The sequence below is a fragment of the Vibrio barjaei genome (assembly GCF_001639065.2).
Lineage (GTDB): Bacteria > Pseudomonadota > Gammaproteobacteria > Enterobacterales > Vibrionaceae > Vibrio > Vibrio barjaei.
The window spans coordinates 19,533-41,455 of the sequence record NZ_LQXO02000034.1 but is presented as its reverse complement, the minus strand read 5'-3'; the positions used below and the strand labels follow the sequence as shown (position 1 = coordinate 41,455).

The 21,923-nt window shown below is 45.6% G+C and carries 19 protein-coding genes; 14 read left to right on the top strand and 5 right to left on the bottom strand.

All coding sequences use genetic code 11. From position 1 onward, the window contains the following. The first annotated feature begins 3 nt into the window (after positions 1-3). The 14 genes from AWH66_RS16750 to AWH66_RS16685 all read left to right on the top strand — a co-directional run bounded on the left by AWH66_RS16750 (position 4) and on the right by AWH66_RS16685 (position 17,310). Positions 4-1,686 carry a type IV pilus secretin PilQ gene (locus AWH66_RS16750; RefSeq protein WP_143081528.1) on the top strand — a complete coding sequence of 561 codons (1,683 nt, stop codon included), beginning with the start codon at positions 4-6 and terminating at the stop codon, positions 1,684-1,686. 194 nt (positions 1,687-1,880) lie between these two features. Continuing rightward, a complete protein-coding gene (gene aroK, locus AWH66_RS16745) occupies positions 1,881-2,405 on the top strand; it encodes a shikimate kinase AroK (RefSeq protein ID WP_038231065.1) in 525 nt (174 codons plus the stop codon). Positions 2,406-2,433: 28 nt separating this feature from the next. After that, positions 2,434-3,519 carry a 3-dehydroquinate synthase gene (aroB, locus tag AWH66_RS16740; protein WP_063603947.1) on the top strand — a complete coding sequence of 362 codons (1,086 nt, stop codon included), beginning with the start codon at positions 2,434-2,436 and terminating at the stop codon, positions 3,517-3,519. A gap of 92 nt (positions 3,520-3,611) precedes the next feature. Continuing rightward, positions 3,612-5,063: an SPOR domain-containing protein gene (locus AWH66_RS16735; protein ID WP_063603948.1), complete on the top strand. Its 1,452-nt coding sequence runs from the start codon at positions 3,612-3,614 to the stop codon at positions 5,061-5,063. A 123-nt stretch (positions 5,064-5,186) separates the two neighbouring features. Continuing rightward, positions 5,187-6,011, top strand: coding sequence for a Dam family site-specific DNA-(adenine-N6)-methyltransferase (locus AWH66_RS16730; protein ID WP_006074827.1), 825 nt, complete (start codon positions 5,187-5,189; stop codon positions 6,009-6,011). Between the two features lie 94 nt (positions 6,012-6,105). Beyond that, positions 6,106-6,786: a ribulose-phosphate 3-epimerase gene (gene rpe / locus AWH66_RS16725; protein WP_063603949.1), complete on the top strand. Its 681-nt coding sequence runs from the start codon at positions 6,106-6,108 to the stop codon at positions 6,784-6,786. A 17-nt stretch (positions 6,787-6,803) separates the two neighbouring features. Continuing rightward, the gene (locus tag AWH66_RS16720; protein ID WP_063603950.1) at positions 6,804-7,484 is read left to right on the top strand and encodes a phosphoglycolate phosphatase; all 681 of its coding nucleotides are present in this window, start codon (positions 6,804-6,806) and stop codon (positions 7,482-7,484) included. A gap of 150 nt (positions 7,485-7,634) precedes the next feature. Next, entirely contained in the window at positions 7,635-8,651 is a 1,017-nt protein-coding gene (gene trpS / locus AWH66_RS16715; RefSeq protein WP_038230950.1) for a tryptophan--tRNA ligase, read from the top strand. Positions 8,652-8,928: 277 nt separating this feature from the next. Further along, a complete protein-coding gene (locus AWH66_RS16710) occupies positions 8,929-11,544 on the top strand; it encodes an ExeM/NucH family extracellular endonuclease (RefSeq protein WP_063603951.1) in 2,616 nt (871 codons plus the stop codon). 126 nt (positions 11,545-11,670) lie between these two features. Continuing rightward, positions 11,671-12,252, top strand: coding sequence for an aminodeoxychorismate/anthranilate synthase component II (locus tag AWH66_RS16705; protein WP_063603952.1), 582 nt, complete (start codon positions 11,671-11,673; stop codon positions 12,250-12,252). 389 nt (positions 12,253-12,641) lie between these two features. After that, positions 12,642-13,859, top strand: coding sequence for an aspartate aminotransferase family protein (locus AWH66_RS16700; protein ID WP_006074821.1), 1,218 nt, complete (start codon positions 12,642-12,644; stop codon positions 13,857-13,859). A 73-nt stretch (positions 13,860-13,932) separates the two neighbouring features. Continuing rightward, positions 13,933-14,952 (top strand): arginine N-succinyltransferase, encoded by a 1,020-nt coding sequence (gene astA, locus AWH66_RS16695; protein ID WP_063603953.1) that lies wholly within the window; start codon positions 13,933-13,935, stop codon positions 14,950-14,952. Positions 14,953-15,048: 96 nt separating this feature from the next. Continuing rightward, positions 15,049-16,506, top strand: coding sequence for a succinylglutamate-semialdehyde dehydrogenase (gene astD, locus AWH66_RS16690; protein ID WP_063603954.1), 1,458 nt, complete (start codon positions 15,049-15,051; stop codon positions 16,504-16,506). A gap of 12 nt (positions 16,507-16,518) precedes the next feature. Continuing rightward, positions 16,519-17,310: a DUF1338 domain-containing protein gene (locus AWH66_RS16685; RefSeq protein ID WP_063603955.1), complete on the top strand. Its 792-nt coding sequence runs from the start codon at positions 16,519-16,521 to the stop codon at positions 17,308-17,310. 64 nt (positions 17,311-17,374) lie between these two features. Here AWH66_RS16685 and crp read toward each other — a convergent pair whose 3' ends face one another. The 5 genes from crp to AWH66_RS16660 form a co-directional block, all read right to left on the bottom strand. Beyond that, entirely contained in the window at positions 17,375-18,007 is a 633-nt protein-coding gene (gene crp / locus AWH66_RS16680) for a cAMP-activated global transcriptional regulator CRP (RefSeq protein ID WP_004410522.1), read from the bottom strand. Between the two features lie 243 nt (positions 18,008-18,250). Next, entirely contained in the window at positions 18,251-19,120 is an 870-nt protein-coding gene (locus tag AWH66_RS16675) for a phosphoribulokinase (protein ID WP_006074816.1), read from the bottom strand. Positions 19,121-19,245: 125 nt separating this feature from the next. Continuing rightward, the gene (locus AWH66_RS16670; protein WP_006074815.1) at positions 19,246-19,458 is read right to left on the bottom strand and encodes a YheU family protein; all 213 of its coding nucleotides are present in this window, start codon (positions 19,456-19,458) and stop codon (positions 19,246-19,248) included. 38 nt (positions 19,459-19,496) lie between these two features. Further along, positions 19,497-20,483 carry a hydrolase gene (locus AWH66_RS16665; RefSeq protein WP_063603956.1) on the bottom strand — a complete coding sequence of 329 codons (987 nt, stop codon included), beginning with the start codon at positions 20,481-20,483 and terminating at the stop codon, positions 19,497-19,499. Then, positions 20,480-21,868, bottom strand: coding sequence for an aminotransferase-like domain-containing protein (locus AWH66_RS16660; RefSeq protein ID WP_063603957.1), 1,389 nt, complete (start codon positions 21,866-21,868; stop codon positions 20,480-20,482). The genes AWH66_RS16665 and AWH66_RS16660 overlap by 4 nt, the downstream gene beginning before the upstream one ends. Positions 21,869-21,923: the final 55 nt, after the last annotated feature.

Here is a 21,923-nt window from a genome sequence, read left to right as displayed (position 1 = left end):
AAAATGTTGTCCATTTGGAGGGGGGCAGTCTATTTATGGGTGTTGCTCATCAGTACTGACTTGCTTGCCACTCCCCAAACTAATCAACTTGTTGATGTCTCATTTGAACTAGATAAACAGAAGCGTGCAGTACTCGTTGTTGAGCTTTCTCATGTTGGCAGTGTTGTGGATATTAGCGCCGAGTCTCAAGGAATAAAGATTGTGGTAAAGCAAACCAAAATAGCGTCAGACAAGTTAGCGATTTTGGATGTCAAGGATTTTTCTACAGCAGTGAATCAAATAGAACTATTCGATGACAGTCCAGATGTTCGGATCTTTGTCGAGACGGCCACGTCAGTTCAATATCAATATACGATGCATGGTAAACAGCTGAAAGTGACAATTTTACCTCTGTCTCAGCAACAAAGTGATGAACAAAAACTGTTTGGTCGTCATCGTGGCAAGCTCACTTCAATCAATTTTCAAGACATTCCTGTACGCAGTGTATTGCAGCTTCTGGCTGACTATAACCACTTTAACTTAGTGGCTTCCGATAGTGTCCAAGGCAACTTAACCTTACGTTTAGATGGTGTGCCATGGACGGAAGTACTCGACATTATCCTGCGAGTAAAAGGGTTAGATAAACGGGTAAAAGGCAACATCATCTTGGTGGCTCCAAAAGCAGAGTTAGATTTGCAAGAGAAACAGGCGTTAGAAAAGAGTCGCTTGGCCGAGCAAATCGGTCAACTTAAATCGGAAATCATTAACATCAACTATGCCAAAGCGGCGGATGTGGCAGCGATGATAGGTGGCGAAAGTAGTGTCAGCATGTTGTCTGAACGAGGCTCAGTCGCCATAGATGAACGAACTAATGCGTTACTGGTGCGGGAACTGCCGGAAAATCTTCGGGTAATTAAAGAGATCATTGCCTCACTCGATATACCCGTGAAACAGGTACAGATTGAAGCGCGAGTGGTTACTATCAAAGAGGGTAATATTGAAGAGTTGGGGATACGATGGGGTTATACATCGATAAATGGTGACACCACGATCGGCAGTACGATAGAAGGGAACCTTGCTTCCTCTGGTATCGGTGGGGGAGAGGTCGACATTGATGATTTCCTTAATGTTAACTTGGGTGCATTGTCTGACAATGCCGCCAGTATCGCATTTCAGGTGGCAAGCCTCGGCTCAAATACGTTACTTGATTTAGAGTTGTCCGCACTACAAAGTGAATCGAAGGCAGAAATCATATCTAGCCCTCGTCTTATCACCACCAATAAAAAGTCTGCGTATATAGAGCAGGGAACTGAAATTCCTTATTTGAAATCGACATCAAGTGGAGCGACAGCGGTTGAGTTCAAAAAAGCGGTGCTTTCTTTGACGGTGACCCCGCAGATCACGCCCGACAATCGTCTTATTCTCGACTTAGATGTGACTCAAGATAGAGTTGGTGAAGTGCTGAAAACCCTAGAAGGTGAAACTGTAGCGATTGATACTCAAAGGATAGGGACTCAAGTTCTGGTTAACGATGGCGAAACTGTGGTGCTAGGCGGTATTTTTCAACATGCCATGACCAGCAAGGTGGATAAAGTGCCACTTCTTGGCGATATTCCGGGTCTGGGTGCATTATTTAGACGAACCTATGAAAACATCGGTAAGAATGAGTTACTGATCTTCGTGACTCCTAAGATTATTTCGCAGTAACTATTTGTAAAATATCGAATAATTTAAAATGGCTAAAAATAAAGTTGCATTCAAGGCACCTTACCTTGATAATTTCGGGTCTTATCACGACTTATCTGTGAGGAATTGGTGCCACAAGCCCTTTTTCCGAGGCTCCTTTTCGGTCTTTTCTTGTGGCGATGTCATTGAATTAACGTTGTAAATTAATGCTAAACATGGCTGAGAAACGTAATATTTTTCTTGTTGGCCCTATGGGTGCCGGCAAAAGTACAATCGGTAGACACCTAGCTCAACAACTACATATGGAGTTTGTTGACTCTGATACAGTAATTGAAGAGCGCACAGGCGCAGACATCGCATGGGTGTTTGACGTTGAAGGTGAAGAAGGTTTTCGCAAACGCGAAGAAACCGTTATTAATGATCTAACCGAACAGCAAGGTATTGTACTTGCTACAGGTGGTGGTTCAGTTAAAAGTAAAGACAACCGTAATCGCCTTTCTGCGCGTGGTATTGTTGTCTATCTTGAAACAACCATCGAAAAACAGCTTGCTCGCACAAATCGCGACAAAAAACGCCCGCTGCTTCAAACGGACAACCCGCGTGAAGTACTTGAGTCTCTAGCGGACGAGCGCAATGATCTTTACAAAGATGTGGCGGACTACGTGGTTCGTACTGATGATCAAAGTGCAAAAGTGGTAGCCAACCAGATCGTAAAAATGCTAGAAGAAGGTCAAGTCTAACTTTCTTTCTTCAATAGGAGAGCAAACCATGGAACGGATTACGGTCGAACTTGGTGAGCGTAGCTACCCAATTTCAATTGGTGCCGGGTTATTTAATGACTCGGCTCAATTTGCCCAAATTCCAGATGGAAAATCAGTGGTTGTTATCACTAACACCACCGTTTCCCCCCTCTACGCTGATGCTATTCTTAAGCAGCTTGATAACAAAGGTTGCAAAACCTCATTACTCGAACTGCCTGATGGTGAGCAATACAAGACATTAGACACCTTCAATACGGTCATGACACATTTACTGTCAGGTAACTATGGTCGTGATGTAGTGGTTGTTGCCCTTGGTGGTGGTGTGATTGGCGATCTTGTCGGTTTTTCTGCCGCTTGCTATCAACGTGGTGTGGATTTTGTTCAAATCCCAACCACGCTATTATCCCAAGTCGACTCATCTGTGGGCGGCAAAACCGCCGTTAATCACGAGCTTGGCAAAAACATGATTGGTGCTTTCTATCAGCCTCAATCTGTCATCATTGATACCAACTGTCTTAAGACCTTACCTGAGCGTGAATTCGCCGCGGGTGTTGCTGAGGTGATCAAGTACGGCGTCATTTATGATGAAGCCTTCTTTGAATGGCTAGAGCAAAATCTCGATAAGCTTTATGCATTGGATCAACAAGCTCTGACTTATGCTATTGCTCGTTGCTGTCAGATTAAGGCCGAGGTTGTGGCTCAAGATGAGAAAGAATCGGGTATTCGCGCGTTATTGAATCTAGGTCATACATTTGGTCATGCGATTGAAGCAGAACTAGGGTATGGTAAATGGTTACATGGAGAGGCAGTCTCTTCCGGTACAGCCATGGCCGCCCATACCGCGCATTTGCTTGGCGATATAACCGCAGAGCAAGTAGCTCGTATTATCACGTTGCTAGAGCGCGCTAAATTGCCTGTACACACTCCGGAATCAATGAGTTTTGAAGACTTTATCAAGCATATGATGCGTGATAAAAAAGTCTTGTCGGGTAAGTTACGCCTTGTGCTACCAACGTCTGTTGGTACTGCTCAGGTGGTTTCTGACGTTCCGAGTGACATCATCAAACAAGCTATCGACTTGTGCCGACAATAGTTCGATATTGTCGATGCTATGAAAGTAAGTTAGATGTGAGGCTCCGTAATGGGGCCTTTTTTAGGTTTAATGACTAGGTAGATAGGATCAGAATGAGTTTGTCGTATGAGCTGCGAGTATTGGAATTAGATTCGCAGACCCAACTACTAGAGCGCGTGCAGCTACTGACCCAATTTGCGTCGAGTTTTGTCGTCATAAAAGGTGAATCTGGCGCCGGAAAAACTTGGCTTGCACACCGCTATCTCGAAGCCTGGGCACATGGCAAAAACCAATCACTGATTACTTGTTTTGCGAATCAAGATGATGAAGTGAACCGCAGTAACATTCTTCGTCAACTCTTTCCTCATTCAATGTACAGCGCTACTGACTCACTGCATGACAGCGTTGAGCGTATTTTAGAGGGTGAGGCGAGCAATATTGTGATTGTTGTCGATGATGCTCAGCACATATCACAAGCCTTGCTTGCCGAGCTATGGCTACTGTATACCGCCTCTTTGCATGTCACTAAACAGAACATCAGTATCGTGTTATTCAGTGCTAGCGATTCGCTCAGTTCTCGATTGTCGCGATTAAGTCATGGTCTTGATAGTAAACCAGTAGAGCTGGATGTTGATGAGCTGACCGACGCGGAAGCTGAGCGTTTTTTTGATACTCTGGTACTGCGCTATATTGATGAAAGCGTTGAAAAAAGAGTCAAAAGCGCGTTTACTAGCATTAAACCGCTTCCGGGTGAGATTTTGGCGTTAGGAGAGCAAAAAATGGAAAAGAAGGTGATTATTCGTTCATTGGTTGGTTCACCTGCCAAGATTGCAGCAACAGTGGCAGTTATCGTTTTGCTGCTATTTTTAGGTTACAGCTGGCTACTAAAATCGCCAACGCCACAGAGCACAGAGCCTAGCGAAGTACCGATTGAGCAAACGGTGATTCCTACCTTAGATGGACCAGTCGATGCCGCTACTGAAGAACAAGCGGAAGGGGCGAACAAAGAAATGCCGTCCCAGTTAGAGCCTACGGATGATACCGCTTCGCTACCGCCTTCGGTAACGTCAGAAACTGCGAGTGTCGGTGTAGCCGAGTCTGGTGAGCGCGTTGTGATTACCTCGGACGTCGTAGATGCCTTATTAGATGACAATACTGCTGTCGCTGTGGCAAAAGCTGCTGAGGTTCAAAATGTGGTCACACCAAAAGTGAAAGTAGTTGATGTGGATAATGCGCAAAAACTGCAGACCCCAATTACGTTTTCTTTCGCTCGTGAGGAACTCAATGCCTTGCCTGCAAACAGCTATACGTTACAAATTGCCGCGATGACGGAGCTAAAAGACGTTCAGCTGTTTTTGAACCAACACACTTTTGACAAACCAGTCCGTGTTTATCCAACGTTGCGTGGTGATGAAAAGTGGTACATTGTGACTTACGATGTGTATCCAAGTATTCAAACGGCACGTGATGCAGCGGAAGCGTTGCCGGAAGAAATCCAGTCCCTTGGACCTTGGCCAAAATCGCTTAGCCAAGTGCAGCGAGAAATTACTCGTTGGAAAGAGTAACCTTCCGGTGAGCATTGTGGGTTATTTTCACGGACCTTTCTGCTAGAAAGGTCAACATAACAAATTGAATTATGATATATTCCCCAGCCTTAATTTTTGGGGTGGCAGTAGATAGAGCAAGTAATGAAAAAGCAACGCGCCTTTCTTAAGTGGGCTGGTGGAAAATATGGCTTGGTTGAAGACATTCAAAAGCATTTGCCAGACGCAAGAAAGCTGGTAGAGCCTTTCGTTGGTGCAGGGTCTATCTTCCTAAATACTGACTACGATCAGTATCTACTTGCCGATATCAATCCCGATTTAATAAACCTCTATAATCTGTTAAAAACAGATCCCGAGACCTACGTCGCTGAAGCAAAGCGCCTATTCACTGCTGAGCATAATCGCAAAGAAGTGTATTTGGATATTCGCGCCCAGTTTAATCAGACTGACGACGTGTTATTTCGCTCTGTCGCCTTTCTCTATATGAACCGTTTTGGTTTTAACGGCTTGTGTCGTTACAACAAAAAAGGTGGCTTTAATGTGCCCTTCGGCTCTTATAAAAAACCGTATTTCCCAGAAAATGAGCTGATTTTCTTTGCTGAAAAAGCGAAGAAAGCCACGTTTGTCTGTGAGGGATATCACGACACCTTTAAACGAGCGCGCAAAGGCAGCGTTATATACTGCGATCCGCCATACGCACCACTATCGAACACAGCCAACTTTACCTCTTACGCGGGTAATGGGTTTAGTCTTGATGACCAAGCTGCGCTTGCTGACGTTGCTGAGCACGCTGCGTTTGATCGTGGCATTCCGGTGCTGATTTCTAACCACGACACCACTTTGACACGTCGCCTGTATCACGGTGCGCAACTGAACGTGGTCAAGGTTAAGCGAACCATCAGCCGTAATGGTGCAGGTCGTAATAAGGTTGACGAATTATTGGCGTTATTTGAGCCGCAAGATCAATAACTGCTTGGTAAGGGCTAGGATTTAATCAACCGCTTCGGTAGAATTGCGCGAACTTGGCGATACTCGCTTGCTTTGAATTCAACTGAGGTTAGGTATGAAAGACTTTTTAATTGCTCCATCCATTCTCTCTGCAGATTTTGCTCGCCTAGGTGAGGACGTTGAAAAAGTACTCGCTGCGGGTGCTGACGTGGTTCACTTTGATGTGATGGACAATCACTATGTTCCTAACCTGACATTTGGTGCACCAATCTGTAAAGCACTACGCGACTACGGCATTACCGCTCCAATCGATGTTCACTTAATGGTTAAACCAGTCGATAGCATTGTTCCTGATTTTGCTAAAGCAGGCGCGAGTATGATTACTTTCCACGTTGAAGCGTCTGAGCACGTAGATCGTACACTGCAGCTTATCAAAGAACACGGTTGTCAGGCTGGTGTAGTACTCAACCCAGCAACGCCTCTTTCGTGCCTCGATTACATCATGGACAAAGTGGACTTGATTCTACTGATGTCAGTGAATCCTGGCTTTGGTGGTCAATCTTTCATTCCGTCGACGCTAGACAAGTTACGTGAAGTTCGTAAACGCATTGATGCCTCTGGTCGTAACATTCGCTTAGAAATTGATGGTGGCGTGAAAGTCGATAATATTCGAGAAATCGCCGAAGCGGGCGCAGACATGTTTGTTGCTGGTAGCGCAATCTTTAATCGTCCAGACTATAAAGAAGTTATCGACGAGATGCGTGCTGAACTGGCAAAAGTAAAAAACAGCAAATAGATTTGGAATTAGTAGACATGAGCGCAATTAAACTCGTTGTTTTTGATTTAGATGGGACGTTACTCGACAGCGTACCTGATTTGGCATTAGCGGCTGATCAGGCGGTTCAAGAGTTAGGTTATCCGAGTGTCACCGAAGCGCAAGTTCGTGACTACGTAGGTAACGGTGCCGATATTTTAATTGGTCGCTCATTAAGCCAAAGTATCATTGTTGACCCTAAGCTATCACCAGAGTTGCTTGCAAAAGCTCGTACTTTATTTGATGACTTTTATAAAGCCAGTGGGCATAAGCTAAGTCACTTGTATCCAGCTGTACATCAAACCTTGGATACCTTGGTGGCGAATGGCTTTACTTTAGCTCTGCTCACTAACAAACCATCGAAGTTTGTTCCAGAATTGCTAGAGCAACATAAGCTCGATAAGTACTTTAAGCATGTACTGGGTGGCGATGCGTTCCCGAAACGCAAACCGGATCCGATTGCATTACATTGGTTGATGGAGCAAGAGCAGTTATCTGCCGAACAAGTGTTGATGGTCGGGGATTCTAAAAACGACATCTTGGCGGCGCGCAATGCAGGTTGCTTAGCGTTTGGACTCACTTATGGTTACAACCACGGTGAACCTATTGCCAATGCGAACCCTGACTTTGTTGCTGATATCGTGTCGAACGTGCTTGAAGCCGTAGGAATTGACGGCTAAATCGCGACAAAAAGTACATTGCTGAGTGAAAAGCCAAGCAAAGTACTAGAAATATACTCGCCAATGAGTACACTGCTAGAACCGCGTAAGGAATTACGCGGTTTTTCATTATCCTAATTATCTCGTTAAGAAGTCGAAGGAATCATTATCATGAGCAAACCCATCGTATTGAGTGGTGTTCAGCCGTCAGGTGAACTAAGTATCGGAAACTACTTGGGTGCTCTACGTCAATGGCAACAGATGCAAGACGATTATGATTGCCAGTACTGCGTTGTTGACCTTCATGCTATTACGGTTCGTCAAGACCCTAAAGCACTACATGAAGCAACACTCGACGCACTTGCAATCTGCCTTGCAGTTGGTGTTGATCCGAAGAAGAGCACGTTATTTGTACAGTCACACGTACCTGAGCATGCTCAACTTGGTTGGCTTCTTAACTGTTATACCCAAATGGGCGAACTGAATCGTATGACTCAGTTTAAAGACAAATCACAGCGTTACGCCAATGACGTTAACGTTGGTCTATATGATTATCCAGTGCTAATGGCCGCGGATATTCTGCTTTACGGTGCACACCAAGTACCTGTGGGTAGTGACCAAAAGCAGCACTTAGAGTTAGCGCGTGATATCGCGACTCGCTTCAACAATATCTACAGCCCTGAAGCGCCGATTTTCACCATTCCTGAGCCTTATATCCCAACGGTGAACGCTCGTGTAATGAGCTTACAAGATGCGACGAAGAAAATGTCTAAGTCGGATGATAACCGTAAGAACGTGATTACTCTGCTCGAAGAGCCTAAGTCGATCATCAAGAAGATCAATAAAGCGCAAACCGATGCTGAGACACCACCACGCATTGCTAACGATTGGGAAAACAAAGCAGGAATCTCTAACCTAATGGGCCTTTACTCTGCTGCAACAGGCAAAACGTTTGAAGAAATTGAAGCGCAATATGCTGGTGTTGAGATGTACGGTCCATTTAAGAAAGATGTAGGTGAAGCGCTGGTTGCTATGCTTGAGCCAATTCAAGCGGAATACCACCGTATTCGTGCCGATCGTGCTTATATGGATGAAGTCATGCGCCAAGGCGCTGAAAAAGCCTCTGCTCGTGCAGCAGTGACACTGGCTGAAGCCTACAAAGCGGTAGGCTTTGTGACTCGTCCATAACACAAGCGATACTCCAGATATTGAAAAGCCCTTTGGTTCGCCAAAGGGCTTTTTTGTTTGTTATCGCACTGCATTCGCTTACTAACGTTTCCTGTTGAATTTTTGGCACAGGCTAAATTGTTCAAACTTTGAATGAGAGGTACATCTCAGTTAACTGAATATTCATTGTTCATTTGCACTCTAAATGACAACACTCGTCTCGAAAATAATCATTTTTATATTCAATAAAGTGCAATAAAGGCAAGGGATAACATTGCCAGTTAATTCGAGGTGAATGATGACACGCACAAATAAAAAGCAGTGGTTAGCGTTAGCGATAGCGTCCGCATTAGCCGGAGGTGCCAACGCAGAGATCTTTCTTTCGCAATATGTGGAGGGAAGTGGTTATAACAAGGCAGTTGAGGTTGCCAACTCTGGTGACTCAGAGGTTCAGTTGATGGGTTACCAACTGGCTAAGTCGCCAAATGGTAACGGCAGTTGGAGCACACTAGATCTCTCTAGCTATGTCATTCCAGCTAAGTCAGTACTTGTGTTCGCAAACTCTCGCGCAGACGATGCCATTCTGGGTGTCGCAACGCTTTCAACCTCTGATCAAGTATTGAATTTTAATGGTGACGACCCGATTGCATTGATGGACAGCAGTGGCCAAATCATCGATATGATTGGCACGATGGGCGACAACTTTGGTGCAGATAAAACCTTAGTGCGCTATACGCCTTATCATCAACCATCTGTGACTTACCAACCAGAGCAATGGGCAACGCTGGGTAAGAACGATATTACCGGTTTAGGTCAGCTGGATGATCTAACACCACCTGAACCATTCCAATGTCTCGACAACAGTTCTGCGCCATCCTTTACCGACATTCAAGCGATTCAGGGTGAAGGTAGCAGTTCTCCTTATATCAATGGCTACCCATACATCACTAGTGAACAGTATTTTGTTCAAGGCGTGGTCTCGGCGGTAAGCACGGGTATTAATCAAGGCTTCTATTTAGAGGCATTGCAGGATGATCATAACCCGCTCACGTCCAATGGTTTGTATGTTTACACTCAAGCAAGTCCAAACCTATCTGTTGGCGATGTGGTTTGTGTTCGCGGTCAAATCCAAGAGTTCTATGGACAGACTCAGCTTAAGCTCAATGAACAAGATTGGTTTAAGCAAGGAGAACAAGCCACCCCACAAGCGACAGCAATTGAAGTGCTTGAGTCCGATGAGAACTTTGAGCAGACGTTAGAGCGCTATGAAGGCATGCTAGTGCGCCTACCAAAAGCGCTTGATATGCGTATTAGTCGCACCTTTGGCTATGACTATGGCGCACGTCGCAACAATATGGTGCTGGCGCATGAACGCGTGAATCTGCACCCAAACCAGCAGTTTGCCGCAGGTTCCGATGAAGCTAAAGCGCAAAGCGAAGACAACGGCTTACGTCGATTATTTGTTGAGTCACCAACGGTAGCACCAAATGGCAAAGTGCCGTACTACCCAGAATTTGGTCGTACCGATGTGGACCAAGATGGCAGCACGGAAGATTACATTCGTATCAACGATACCTTGTTCGATATTGAAGGGGTCATTGGGTATAGCTACGGTGATTACCGCCTGTTTGTGACTAACACTATTTCTGCTGATAACTTCGTTCGTAATACGCCGCGCACGGAAGCCCCTGAGCTTGCTGAGCAGCCATGGAACAAGAAAGACCTACGTGTTGCGACCTTTAACGTTCTTAACTACTTTACCTCACCATTCGGTGGTGATGAAAACCGTTTCGGCAGCAATCGTGGTGCTAGCAACTTTGCTGAGTTTGAAGTCCAGCAAGAGAAAATACTCAATGCGCTTATCAAACTAGATGCTGATATTGTTGGTTTGATGGAAATTGAGAACAACGGCTTTGGTGACAATGGAGCCATTGCTCAGTTGGTCAGCGAGCTTAACGCTCGTATAGATAACAAGAAGTTGCACTACGACTTTGTTTCGGTGGACAGCAATCAAGATGGTGTCATCGATAAGCTTGATGCAGTGGGTAGCGATGCCATTACTACTGGCGTTATTTACCGTCCCAAGCAAGTGAAACTAAAACAAGTTAATGTACTGGAAATGCCTCGTCAGGTTGCGCCTGAAGTGCTGGATGACGATGGTAAAGTAATTGAAGACGGTAAGAACTACCAACGTAATACTTTGGCACCAACCTTTAAGGTGAAAGGGGCGAAAGAGAAGCTGACGGTAGCGGTGAATCACTTCAAATCGAAAGGCTCTAAATGTTGGGAAGATGCAGCTCCGGTTGCTGAAGGTGGTCAAGCAGGCAAAGATACTGATCAACAAGGGTCGTGTGAAAACTTCCGTGTTGCAGCGGCCGTTGCGTTAGGTGATGCTTTGGAAGCGATTAAAGGACATAAAATTGTCTTGGGCGACTTCAATGCGTATGGAAAAGAAGATCCACTGCTAATTCTGACTGACTACAGTCAAGAGAAGTATGGCAAAACCATTCGTGCTGCTCGCAATACCTTTATTGGTGAGCAAGAGCAATTTGGTGATGACGGTGCGGTCATTGACCACAGCTATGGTTACGTCAACGTACTCGGAGAGATGCATCCACAAGGTTGGAGTTACTCATACAATGATGAAGTCGGCGCGCTCGACCATATCCTTATAAGCCCAAGCTTGTCAAAGCGTGTCGTTGATGCCACTGAGTGGCACATCAATGCGGCGGAGTCGACACTGTTTGACTATAACGATGAGTACAAAGGTGATCTACCTAAGTATCAAGACCATTACCGCTCTTCTGACCATGATCCAGCGGTGATTGATCTGAATATGCGTGGTGGTTCGGTTGGCTTAGTGGGTTTATCAGCGATGTTGCTGTTAGGTCTACGTCGACGTAAACAAGGATAATTAACCTCTGCAGCAAGGTGTTTACAGCCTTGCTGCTTTTTTTCTCCCCATTTTTACTTGCCTTTCTGCCATCTTGTAGCAAAATACCGCCTTATTTTTCGCAAACTCAATACCACAGCGAGCGCTATGCTACTCATCATTGATAATTACGACTCCTTTACTTTTAACCTGTTTCAGTATTTTTCTGAACTGGGTGCCGAAGTAAAAGTGGTGCGTAATGATGAAATTGATATTGCGGGTATTGAAGCGTTAAACCCCTCTCATTTAGTCATCTCTCCAGGGCCTTGTACACCTAATGAGGCAGGAATATCCTTAGAGGTGATCAGGCACTTTTCTGGTAAATTACCACTACTTGGTGTTTGTTTAGGCCATCAGGCGATCGCTCAGGTCTTTGGTGGTAAGGTGATTCGTGCTCGTGAAGTGATGCATGGTAAAACGTCACCCATTCGTCATAACAACAAAAGTGTGTTTACTGGCCTCAATAATCCACTAACCGTTACCCGTTATCACTCGTTAATCGTCGAAAAAGAGTCGCTTCCAGAGTGCTTTGAAGTAACGGCTTGGACTGAGTTAGAGAATGGCGATTTCGACGAAATTATGGGTTATCAGCACAAGTCGCTTTGTCTACATGCGGTTCAATTCCACCCAGAATCTATCAAAACCGAACAAGGTCACGAACTTCTTAACAATTTCCTGTCTCAAAAATAGTCGATCTTGATCACTATTTTCTGTTTTCTTATCCATCATAAGTTTTACTTATTAAATTGAAAGTTTATTCGTCATTACTGATATCAAAGTGAGCAAAACCTTATTTGCTGACTTTCTTAGCCAATGCAGGAAAAAACGCTTCATTCCCATTCATTTTTGATGCATAAATAATCATGAGGCAGCGGTGAATTTTGTTCTTTGACTACTTAAAAAGTATTTTTCACTATTGCTATGGTTAAATAATTGTAAATACAATGCTGCATCTGTGGAAAAGCGATAGAAAATCTTTTCTTCCTTTATGAGTTCGAGGGATCGCTCTTGGTCCTTAACCAAAAAACGGAAGAGTGAAGCGCCTTTCTCCCACATGCTGTAATGAGAAGGAATGTGTTATGACAACGGAAAAAGCGGTAACTCGCGAGTGGTTTGATGAGGTAATGGTACCTTGCTACAACCCAATGGAAATGATTCCAGTAAAAGGCGAGGGTGCTCGAGTTTGGGATCAGCAGGGGAATGAATATATCGACTTCGCGGGTGGTATTGCCGTGAGTTGTTTAGGCCACTGCCATCCGGCGATGGTAAATGCAGTCACTGAGCAAGCAAATAAGATTTGGCACTTGAGTAATGTCATGACCAATGAGCCAGCACTGCGCTTGGCGAAAAAACTGACGGAAGTTAGCTTTGCTGAGCGAGTTTTCTTTGCTAACTCAGGTGCAGAAGCTAATGAAGCGGCGCTGAAATTAGCACGCCGTTGGGCGGCAGATGTTCATGGTACTGAAAAGTCAGAAATCATTGCTTTTAACCAAGGTTTCCACGGTCGTACTTTCTTTACGGTCACTGTTGGTGGTCAAGCCGCCTATTCTGACGGTTTTGGACCTAAGCCGGGCGATGTATCACATATTCCTTATAATGATATCGCTGCGCTTGAAGCTCAGATGTCAGAGAAAACTTGTGCCGTGATGATGGAACCACTACAAGGTGAAGGTGGTATTGTTTCTCCTCAGCCTGAATTTGTTCAAGCGGTTCGTGAGCTATGTGATAAATATAATGCTCTGCTTATTTTTGATGAAGTGCAAACGGGTAATGGCCGTACTGGTCACTTTTATGCATACCAAGGTCTAGGTGTGACTCCCGATATTTTGAGCACGGCGAAATCTCTTGGTGGTGGCTTCCCGATTGGCGCTATGCTAACGACTGAGAAACTTGCAGCGCACATGAAAGTGGGGACGCACGGTTCTACTTATGGTGGTAACCCGTTAGCGTGTGCGGTGGCAGAAGCGGTTGTGGATGTGGTATCGAGCCCAGATGTTCTGGCTGGTGTCGCTGAGCGTGAAGCGTGGTTCCGCGATGGTCTGCAAAAAATAAACGCAAAATACGGTATTTTCAGCGAAATTCGTGGAAAAGGCCTACTTCTTGGTGCTGCGCTAAATGAAGAGTGGCAAGGTCGTGCTCGTGATGTTCTCGTGGCAGCAGGCCAACAAGGTTTAATGGTCTTGGTTGCGGGTGCAAATGTGGTTCGTTTTACCCCGTCACTAGTGATTACCAAGCAAGAAGTTGAAGAAGGATTAGCTAAACTAGATAAAGCGATCAGCACGTTAGTAGCGTCGTAAACTTAGTTAGCAATTAAATACTCTCTCGGATGTTTGGATGTGCCGGGAGAGTTTGCGTCAGGAGGGATTATTGATGCTTGTTGTTCGTCCTATCTCTATGTCTGATTACGATGCGCTGCATACTTGCGCAGTAGAATCAGGACACGGTTTTACTTCTCTTCCTGTGAATGAAGAGCTTCTTACTAACCGAATTACCCATTCTGAATACAGTTTTGCCAAGCAAGATGTGACGACGCCGACCGACGAAGGTTATTTGATGGTGGGTGTCGATACAGACACTGGCGAAGTGGCAGGTACCACAGGTATAGAAGGTGCGATTGGCTGGGATGTCCCTTTCTATTCTTATCACATTAGTACGGTGGTGCACTCGTCGCCAAAACTCAACGTCAACAATGTCGTTAAGCTTCTGACCTTTGGGAACAATTACACTGGATGCAGTGAGATTTGTACCTTGTTCTTACGCCCTGAATTCCGTGGTGGATTGAATGGCCGATTGATGTCTAAATGCCGCTTTTTGATGATGGCAGAGCACCCAGAACGTTTCTCTAAAACGATTTTTGCTGAAATGCGCGGTGTGTCCGATGCGGAAGGTAATTCTCCATTTTGGAAGTGGTTACAAGAGCATTTCTTTTCTATCGATTTCACCTTGGCAGATTATCTGACCGGAATTGGTAAAAAAGGTTTTATCGCAGATCTAATGCCAAAGCTTCCTATCTATATCAACTTGCTCAGCAAAGAAGCGCAAGAGGTGATTGGGCAGGTGCATGAGAATACGCGTCCGGCCTTGAAGCTGCTTGAAAATGAAGGCTTTACTTGCCGTAACTATGTCGACATTTTCGATGCAGGCCCAACGGTTGAATGTGACCTTCGCAATATTCAAGCGGTTCGCGATTCTTTCCGAGCTCAAGTAGCGATTGCAGAGCATTCAAGCTCTCAAGATTATTTGGTGGCAAATACCTCGTTTGAGAACTTCCGAGCGGTGGCGGCCAAAGCGGCATACGACCCAGAAAGTGGCAAGGTATTGCTCACGACAGAAGCAGCACAAGCACTGAATGTCGCCGAGGGCGATATGGTGCGTATGCTGGCTCAATAATAGTCAAATAATAAGATGGTGGTCGATTACCACCACGGTTTAAGAGAAGCGGAAGTTCTGCTTGCTCTTAGCTCATTCAATTTAAGGAACTTCACTATGACTCAATGGATCGCAGGTAACTGGGTTGCAGGCCAAGGTGACACTTTTCAGTCACTATCCCCATACAACAATCAAACTATTTGGGAAGGTCAGTCAGCCACTGCTCAACAGGTTGAAAGCGCCGTCTCTGCCGCTCGTCAGGCATTTATCGAGTGGAAGAAGCGTCCATTTGAAGAGCGTGAAGCCATCGTTTTGGCTTTCGCAGAGAAAGTGAAAGAACGTAGTGAAGATATTGCCATCGCCATCGCCAAAGAAACGGGTAAACCGTTATGGGAAACGCGCACTGAAGCGGGAGCGATGGCTGGTAAAATTGCAATTTCTATTCGTGCTTATCATCAGCGTACCGGCGAGACCCAACGTGAAGCCGCTGGCAACCAAATCGTCCTCCGTCACAGGCCTCTTGGTGTCATGGCTGTCTTTGGGCCGTATAACTTCCCTGGTCACCTACCTAACGGTCATATTGTGCCTGCGTTACTCGCTGGGAACACCGTGGTCTTTAAACCGTCTGAGCAGACGCCGCTTGTCGGTGAGTTAGCAATGAAACTTTGGGAAGAGGTAGGTCTTCCATCTGGTGTCATTAACCTTGTTCAAGGCGGCAAGGAGACGGGCATTGCGCTTGCTGAATCTAAAGGCATTGATGGCGTACTGTTCACAGGTAGCGCCAATACGGGACACATTCTGCATAGGCAATTCGCGGGGCAACCGGACAAGATGTTAGCGCTAGAAATGGGCGGTAATAACCCGCTGGTGATCAGTGAAGACTTTGGGGATATTGATGCTGCGGTTTATACCATTTTGCAATCGGCATACATCAGTGCTGGACAACGCTGTACCTGTGCAAGACGCCTTTATGTGCCATTTGGGCAAAAAGGTGATCAACTGGTTGAACGCTTAGTTTCTGCAATTGGTAAGATCCGTATCGATGAGCCTTTCGCCGAGCCAGCACCATTTATGGGGCCACAAATATCTGAACAGGCTGCTGACCATATTATTGCTGCGCAAACCGAGCTCTTGAAGCTAGGTGGCAAGAGCTTAGTGGAAGCGAAACGCCTACAAGCCGCTTTCGTTACGCCTGCGTTGATTGATGCAACGAATATCGAGCAGCTTCCAGACGAAGAGTACTTTGGTCCCTTGTTACAGCTAGTACGCTACGAAACGCTACCACAAGCAGTGGAACTGGCAAACGATACTCGCTTTGGTTTGTCGGCAGGTTTGATTTCACAAAACGATGAAGAGTGGCAGTACTTCGTTGACCATATTCGTGCAGGCATCGTTAACCGCAACCGTCAGCTTACTGGGGCGAGTGGTGATGCGCCATTCGGTGGACCTGGCGCATCAGGTAACCTAAGACCAAGTGCTTTCTATGCGGCCGATTACTGTGCATACCCTATGGCGTCCATGGAAGGAGACAATACCGTGCTTCCTGCAACGCTAAGCCCTGGTATTGAACTCTAAGGAACTTCTGTTATGACTGTAGACGCTCTATTTAACAATTTATGGCAAGACTATATTAGCCGTCTTTGCCCTTCTGCTGATAAAGTCCATGCTCTGCTCAAAGAGGATGAAGCGCTGATTAATGACCACATTGCGCTACGTACTTTTAATGTCGGCCCGCTGGGTATCGATTCGTTGGCAAAGCACTTTATCGCTCTTGGCTACAAAGTCTCTGGTGATTATGTGTTTGAGGCTAAGAAGCTCTCTGCGATTCATTTAGAGCATAGTAATGCTCTATTACCAAAAGTGTTTATCAGTGAGCTTAGAGTCGAACTGTGTTCGCAGCAGCTACAAGATATTGTCGCTAAGCTGGTGGCTCAAGTTGAAGCGCCCAAGTTGGATAGCGCAGACTTCCTTTATGGTGGGCGTCTATGGGATTTGAGTTACGTTGATTTTCAGGCGTTAGCCGAAGAGAGCGAGTACGCGTCGTGGTTAGCTGCCCACGGTTATGGCGCTAACCATTTTACGGTTAGCGTGAATCAACTGGAGCGTTTTCAGGAAGTCGTGGAAGTAAACCAACATCTTCGTGAGGCCGGCTTTGCTATTAATGAATCTGGCGGAGAAGTGAAAGGTTCTCCAGAGGTGTTACTTGAGCAGTCCTCAACAATGGCGGATAAAGTGCCAGTGATGTTCACTGACGGTGAACAGATTATCCCTGGCGGCTTCTATGAGTTTGCTAAGCGATATCAAATGGCGGATGGCAGTTACTATCAAGGCTTCGTTGCGGCGTCTGCGGATAAGATTTTTGAGAGTACGCACCAATAATAAAAAAGCCACCTCGCGGTGGCTTTTTAGCTATTAGCTTTTGTAAAAGTAACGTCGCTAGAAATTAACGAGTACCGTAAACAACAATAGTCTTACCGTGAGCAGAGATTAGGTTCTGCTCTTCTAGCATCTTAAGAATGCGTCCCACTGTCTCACGTGAACAGCCAACGATTTGGCCGATCTCTTGACGAGTGATCTTGATTTGCATGCCATCTGGGTGAGTCATGGCGTCTGGTTGCTTCGCTAGGTTTAATAGCGTTTGAGCAATGCGGCCTGTTACGTCTAGGAACGCTAAGTCACCTACTTTTTGGCTAGTCACTTGTAGACGGCTTGCCATTTGAGCAGATAAGCGCATTAGAATATCAGGGTTAACTTGAATCAGCTGACGGAATTTCTTGAATGAGATTTCCGCAACTTCACAAGGAGATTTTGCACGTACCCATGCCGTACGTTCTTGGTCTTCTTCGAACAAGCCAAGTTCACCAATGAAGTCACCTTGGTTAAGGTAAGACAAGATCATCTCTTTGCCTTCTTCATCTTTGATCAGTACCGCTACAGAACCTTTTACGATGTAGTAAAGAGTTTCCGCTTTCTCGCCCGCATGGATTAGCGTGCTTTTAGAAGGATACTTGTGAATGTGGCAGTGTGAAAGGAACCACTCTAACGTTGGGTCGGTTTGAGGTTTACCTAGAACCATATATCTTACTTCCTCTGCAGGGTATGCTTGCTGCTTTCCATATTTGTTAGCAAGCCCGTTGGTTAAGACTTACTAGCATAAAAGCACTTTGAAGATGGCGCAAGCGATCTTCTGTTTCCTAGAAATAGTATCCTTTTTTGCGCCATTTTTCTTGATTTTAATCGTGTCATCAGACCATTTTTCTATACAAAACTGTGCACATGATCACGGTATAAAAAATCATCTACGGTTAAAGCGTGAAAGCTAACCTATTTTTCCAGTTTCTATGAGCTGTTGAAGTATTGGTCTGACGATTAATTCCATCGCAAAACTCATCTTACCGCCCGGTACCACTATGGTGTCATGTCGTGACATGAACGAGCCATCTATCATTGCCAGTAGATAAGGGAAATCGACATTTTTGATGCCACGTAGACGAATCACCACGAAGCTTTCATCTAAGCTTGGAATGCCTTTGGCGTTGAGTGGGTTGGAGGTATCCACCGTAGGGACGCGTTGAAAGTTAATATGAGTGCGTGAGAATTGCGGGGTAATATAACTAAGGTAATCATCCATTGAACGGACAATAGAGTCGGTAACCGCTTCTCTGGAATGCCCTCTATCGCGAGTATCACGAACAAATTTCTGAATCCACTCCAAGTTGACTATCGGCACCATGCCGATAAGTAAGTCGACATGTTGAGCTGCGTTTACCTCTCCGTCGACAACACCACCGTGCAAGCCTTCATAAAACAGTACATCGGAATTTTCAGGCAGATCTTGCCAAGGCGTGAATGTTCCAGGCATTTGATTGTATGGTACAGCTTCATCAAACGTATGCAGGTAGCGACGGAACTGACCTGTGCCATTTTGTCCGTAGTTGCGGAAGAATTCTTCTAACGCAGGGAAGTCATTTGCTTGCGGGCCAAAGTAACTGATGTGTTTTCCTTGCTCTTTGGCTTTGCGGATCTCGATATCCATTTCTGGACGAGTAAAGCGGTGAAAGCTGTCACCTTCAATAAAAGCGGGCTTCACGCTCATCATGTTGAACATTTTGCGAAACGCTTCTGACGTTGTTGTTGTACCTGCTCCAGAAGAGCCGGTCACCGCAATAATGGGGTGTTTTGCAGACATAACACTTCCTGTGTAATGATAGTTATAATTTTGTTTTGCTAACCCTATGAACTATTTAGACGTTGTTTGCTCATTTAGGTTCAATAGCGTTTTACTATAGCACTAGATTGTCATGCTCACGTCATTTACATCGAACGACGTAGCTGAATATCGACGGTTTCATGTAATTCGGAGAAGACAATCACAGCGTCTCCGCTCTCTAGTTGAGCTTTGACGTGTGACACTTTGTCGTCCAATGACCACTCAGTGTCGCCGTAATCAGTACCTTCACGCAATACGAATTCTTTGATCAAATTATCCAGCGTTTCTGCTGCGATTTGTTGCCATGGAATAATCATAAATACCTCATCACTCTATGATACGGGAGAGTATACCGTCATGTGGACGAGCGGAGTAGGTGGTGATAGTAGTTTGGCAAGGTTTCTTCTAGCCAAAACTTAGGTTGACGCAGGCTGCCAGACATAAAACCCACATGGCCGCCACGTTCGTGTAGGCGATAGTCAATATGAGCTGGGAGGGCGAAGTTTGGAATGACTTCATGGCTCATAAATGGGTCATCCTTTGCGTGGATAAACTGAGTGGGGACAGTAATGTCACACATTCTTTGTAATCCAGAGCACTGATTGTAATAGTCTTCAGCATCCCGAAAACCATGCAGTGGTGCGGTGATTAGGTCATCAAACTCGTACAGTTTGCGCATGTTTTGGATTTTTTCCGCCGTAAGACCTAATACATCACTGAGAAGATGCAGTTTGTTCAGCGCGTTCTTTTTCATGGAGCTGAGTAGATATGAGCGATATAGCTTGGAGAAGCCCTGCTCAATTCGTCGAGCACATGCACCGAGATCCAATGGTGCAGAGACAATCGTCGCACCATCCAGCTTACTGTCATTCTGGTAGTGAGCAAGATAATTCGTCAGCATGTTGCCCCCTAAAGAAATGCCCACAGCAGCCTTTTTGGCATTTGGGTAACGATGATCCAAAAGCTCGATAAACTGTCTAGCGTCACCAATTTCACCAGAGTGGTAGGCTCGAGCGAGCCTATTCGGGTTGGGACCGCAGCCGCGAAAGTGCATCATGACAGACAGCCAGCCTTGCTGAGCAAAAGCGTGCATCAAGCCATTCGCATAGGGGCTATTGAAACAGCCTTCTAGCCCATGAAACAGAACAAAAACAGGTTTGCTTTTCGCGCTTGATGAATGAGGGTCTTCACTCCATGCAAGCTCAACAAAGTCGCCATCTGGCGTGTCCAACGTTTCCCAAATTGGTTCAAACAAAGGTTCTCTTCTTACGAAGCGAGGAATCAATGTTTGTATGTGCGGGTTACCAAGTCCTTTGGCAGCAATAAAATTAGCGGTACTCATAAGGTGAATTCATCGACTGTGTTGGATAATAACAGGGCTTTTAATTTGTCTACGCCGATTTGAAGCTGTTCGATCGTTTGTGGTGAGCTTAATGACAAACGCACAGCTGGTGCTACCGAGCCACCAGGTGGGGCAAACAGTTCACCGGATTTAACGATAATACCCATGTCTTGGGCTTTGCTTACGAACTCACTAAGGCGCCAGTTTTCTGGGAGGGTTAACCAAATATGAAACCCACCTGTTTGATAGCCTAGCTCAAAACCATCGAGGGCACGTGTCGCAATATCAATACGCGCTTTCATCTCTCTGTGTATGAGCATTAAGTTACGTTCTGCGTCACCAGAGGTGAGCATTTCACAGGTTAGTGCCGTGAGTAGAGGGCTAATCATCCAGCTATGAGTTTGTAGCGTCACCAACAGCTTTTGATACAGTTTTTCTGCTGCATGGACATAGCCCACCCTCAACCCTGGAGCGAGGCATTTTGAGAAAGCGCCAATATGAACCACTCGTTCTGGGGCGTAATTCACCATAGGGGCTGGTGGGGACTCGAGTAGCAATCCGTTGATTTCATCTTCAATGATATAAACATTGTACTGCTCACACACACGAATAATATCGAGTCGGCGCTCTTTTGGCATGATAGCTGTGGTCGGGTTTTGCAGTGTCGGCGTGAGATAAATAAATCGCGGCGAATAGCGCTGACAACAGACTTCAAGCGATTCTGGAGTGACACCAAACTCATCCATCTCAACCCCTTTCAAAGTCAATTGGTTCTGGCGCGCTAGGCTAATGACGCCTGGATAAGTGTACTTTTCAACCAACACCGTATCACCTGCTCTGGTGAACGTATCTAAAACCATTTGAATGGCGTGTTGGGCCCCCGAGCTAAACAGTAGCTTGTGGGCGTGCAGTTTAATGCCTTTGCTGTTTAACCACTTAGTGACAATTGAACGATGCGCATCCAGACCAGAAGGAGGCTGATAGATCATTAGTTGATTCAAATGAGCCGGAGAGGTGGAGATCCTCTGCATCGCTTGCTTCAGCATGTCACTGCGATCCAATTGTGGTGGGATATTATAACCAAAATTGTATTCATTCGGATCGACACTGCTTTCTTCAAACGCCCAGCTGGGTTTATTGGTATCTGCCACATAAGTGCCGGCGCCTACTCGAGCTTCTACTAAGCCGCGACGCTCGATTTCAGAATAGGCGCGAGTAATGGTACCAACCGTGACATGTAACTGATCAGCGAGCCAACGATGGGTAGGCAACTTGCTGTTGCTTGCCAATTCTCCTGACTCAATTTGATGTGCGATCTGATCGGCGATCTGTTTGTAGATCGGGGTTGGATCCTGTTTGTATACCGTAATTGCCTCGATTGTCATGGTGACAATAAACCTTTTGCGTCTATTTTGATCGTTTGTTAGGGTTATTTTGGTC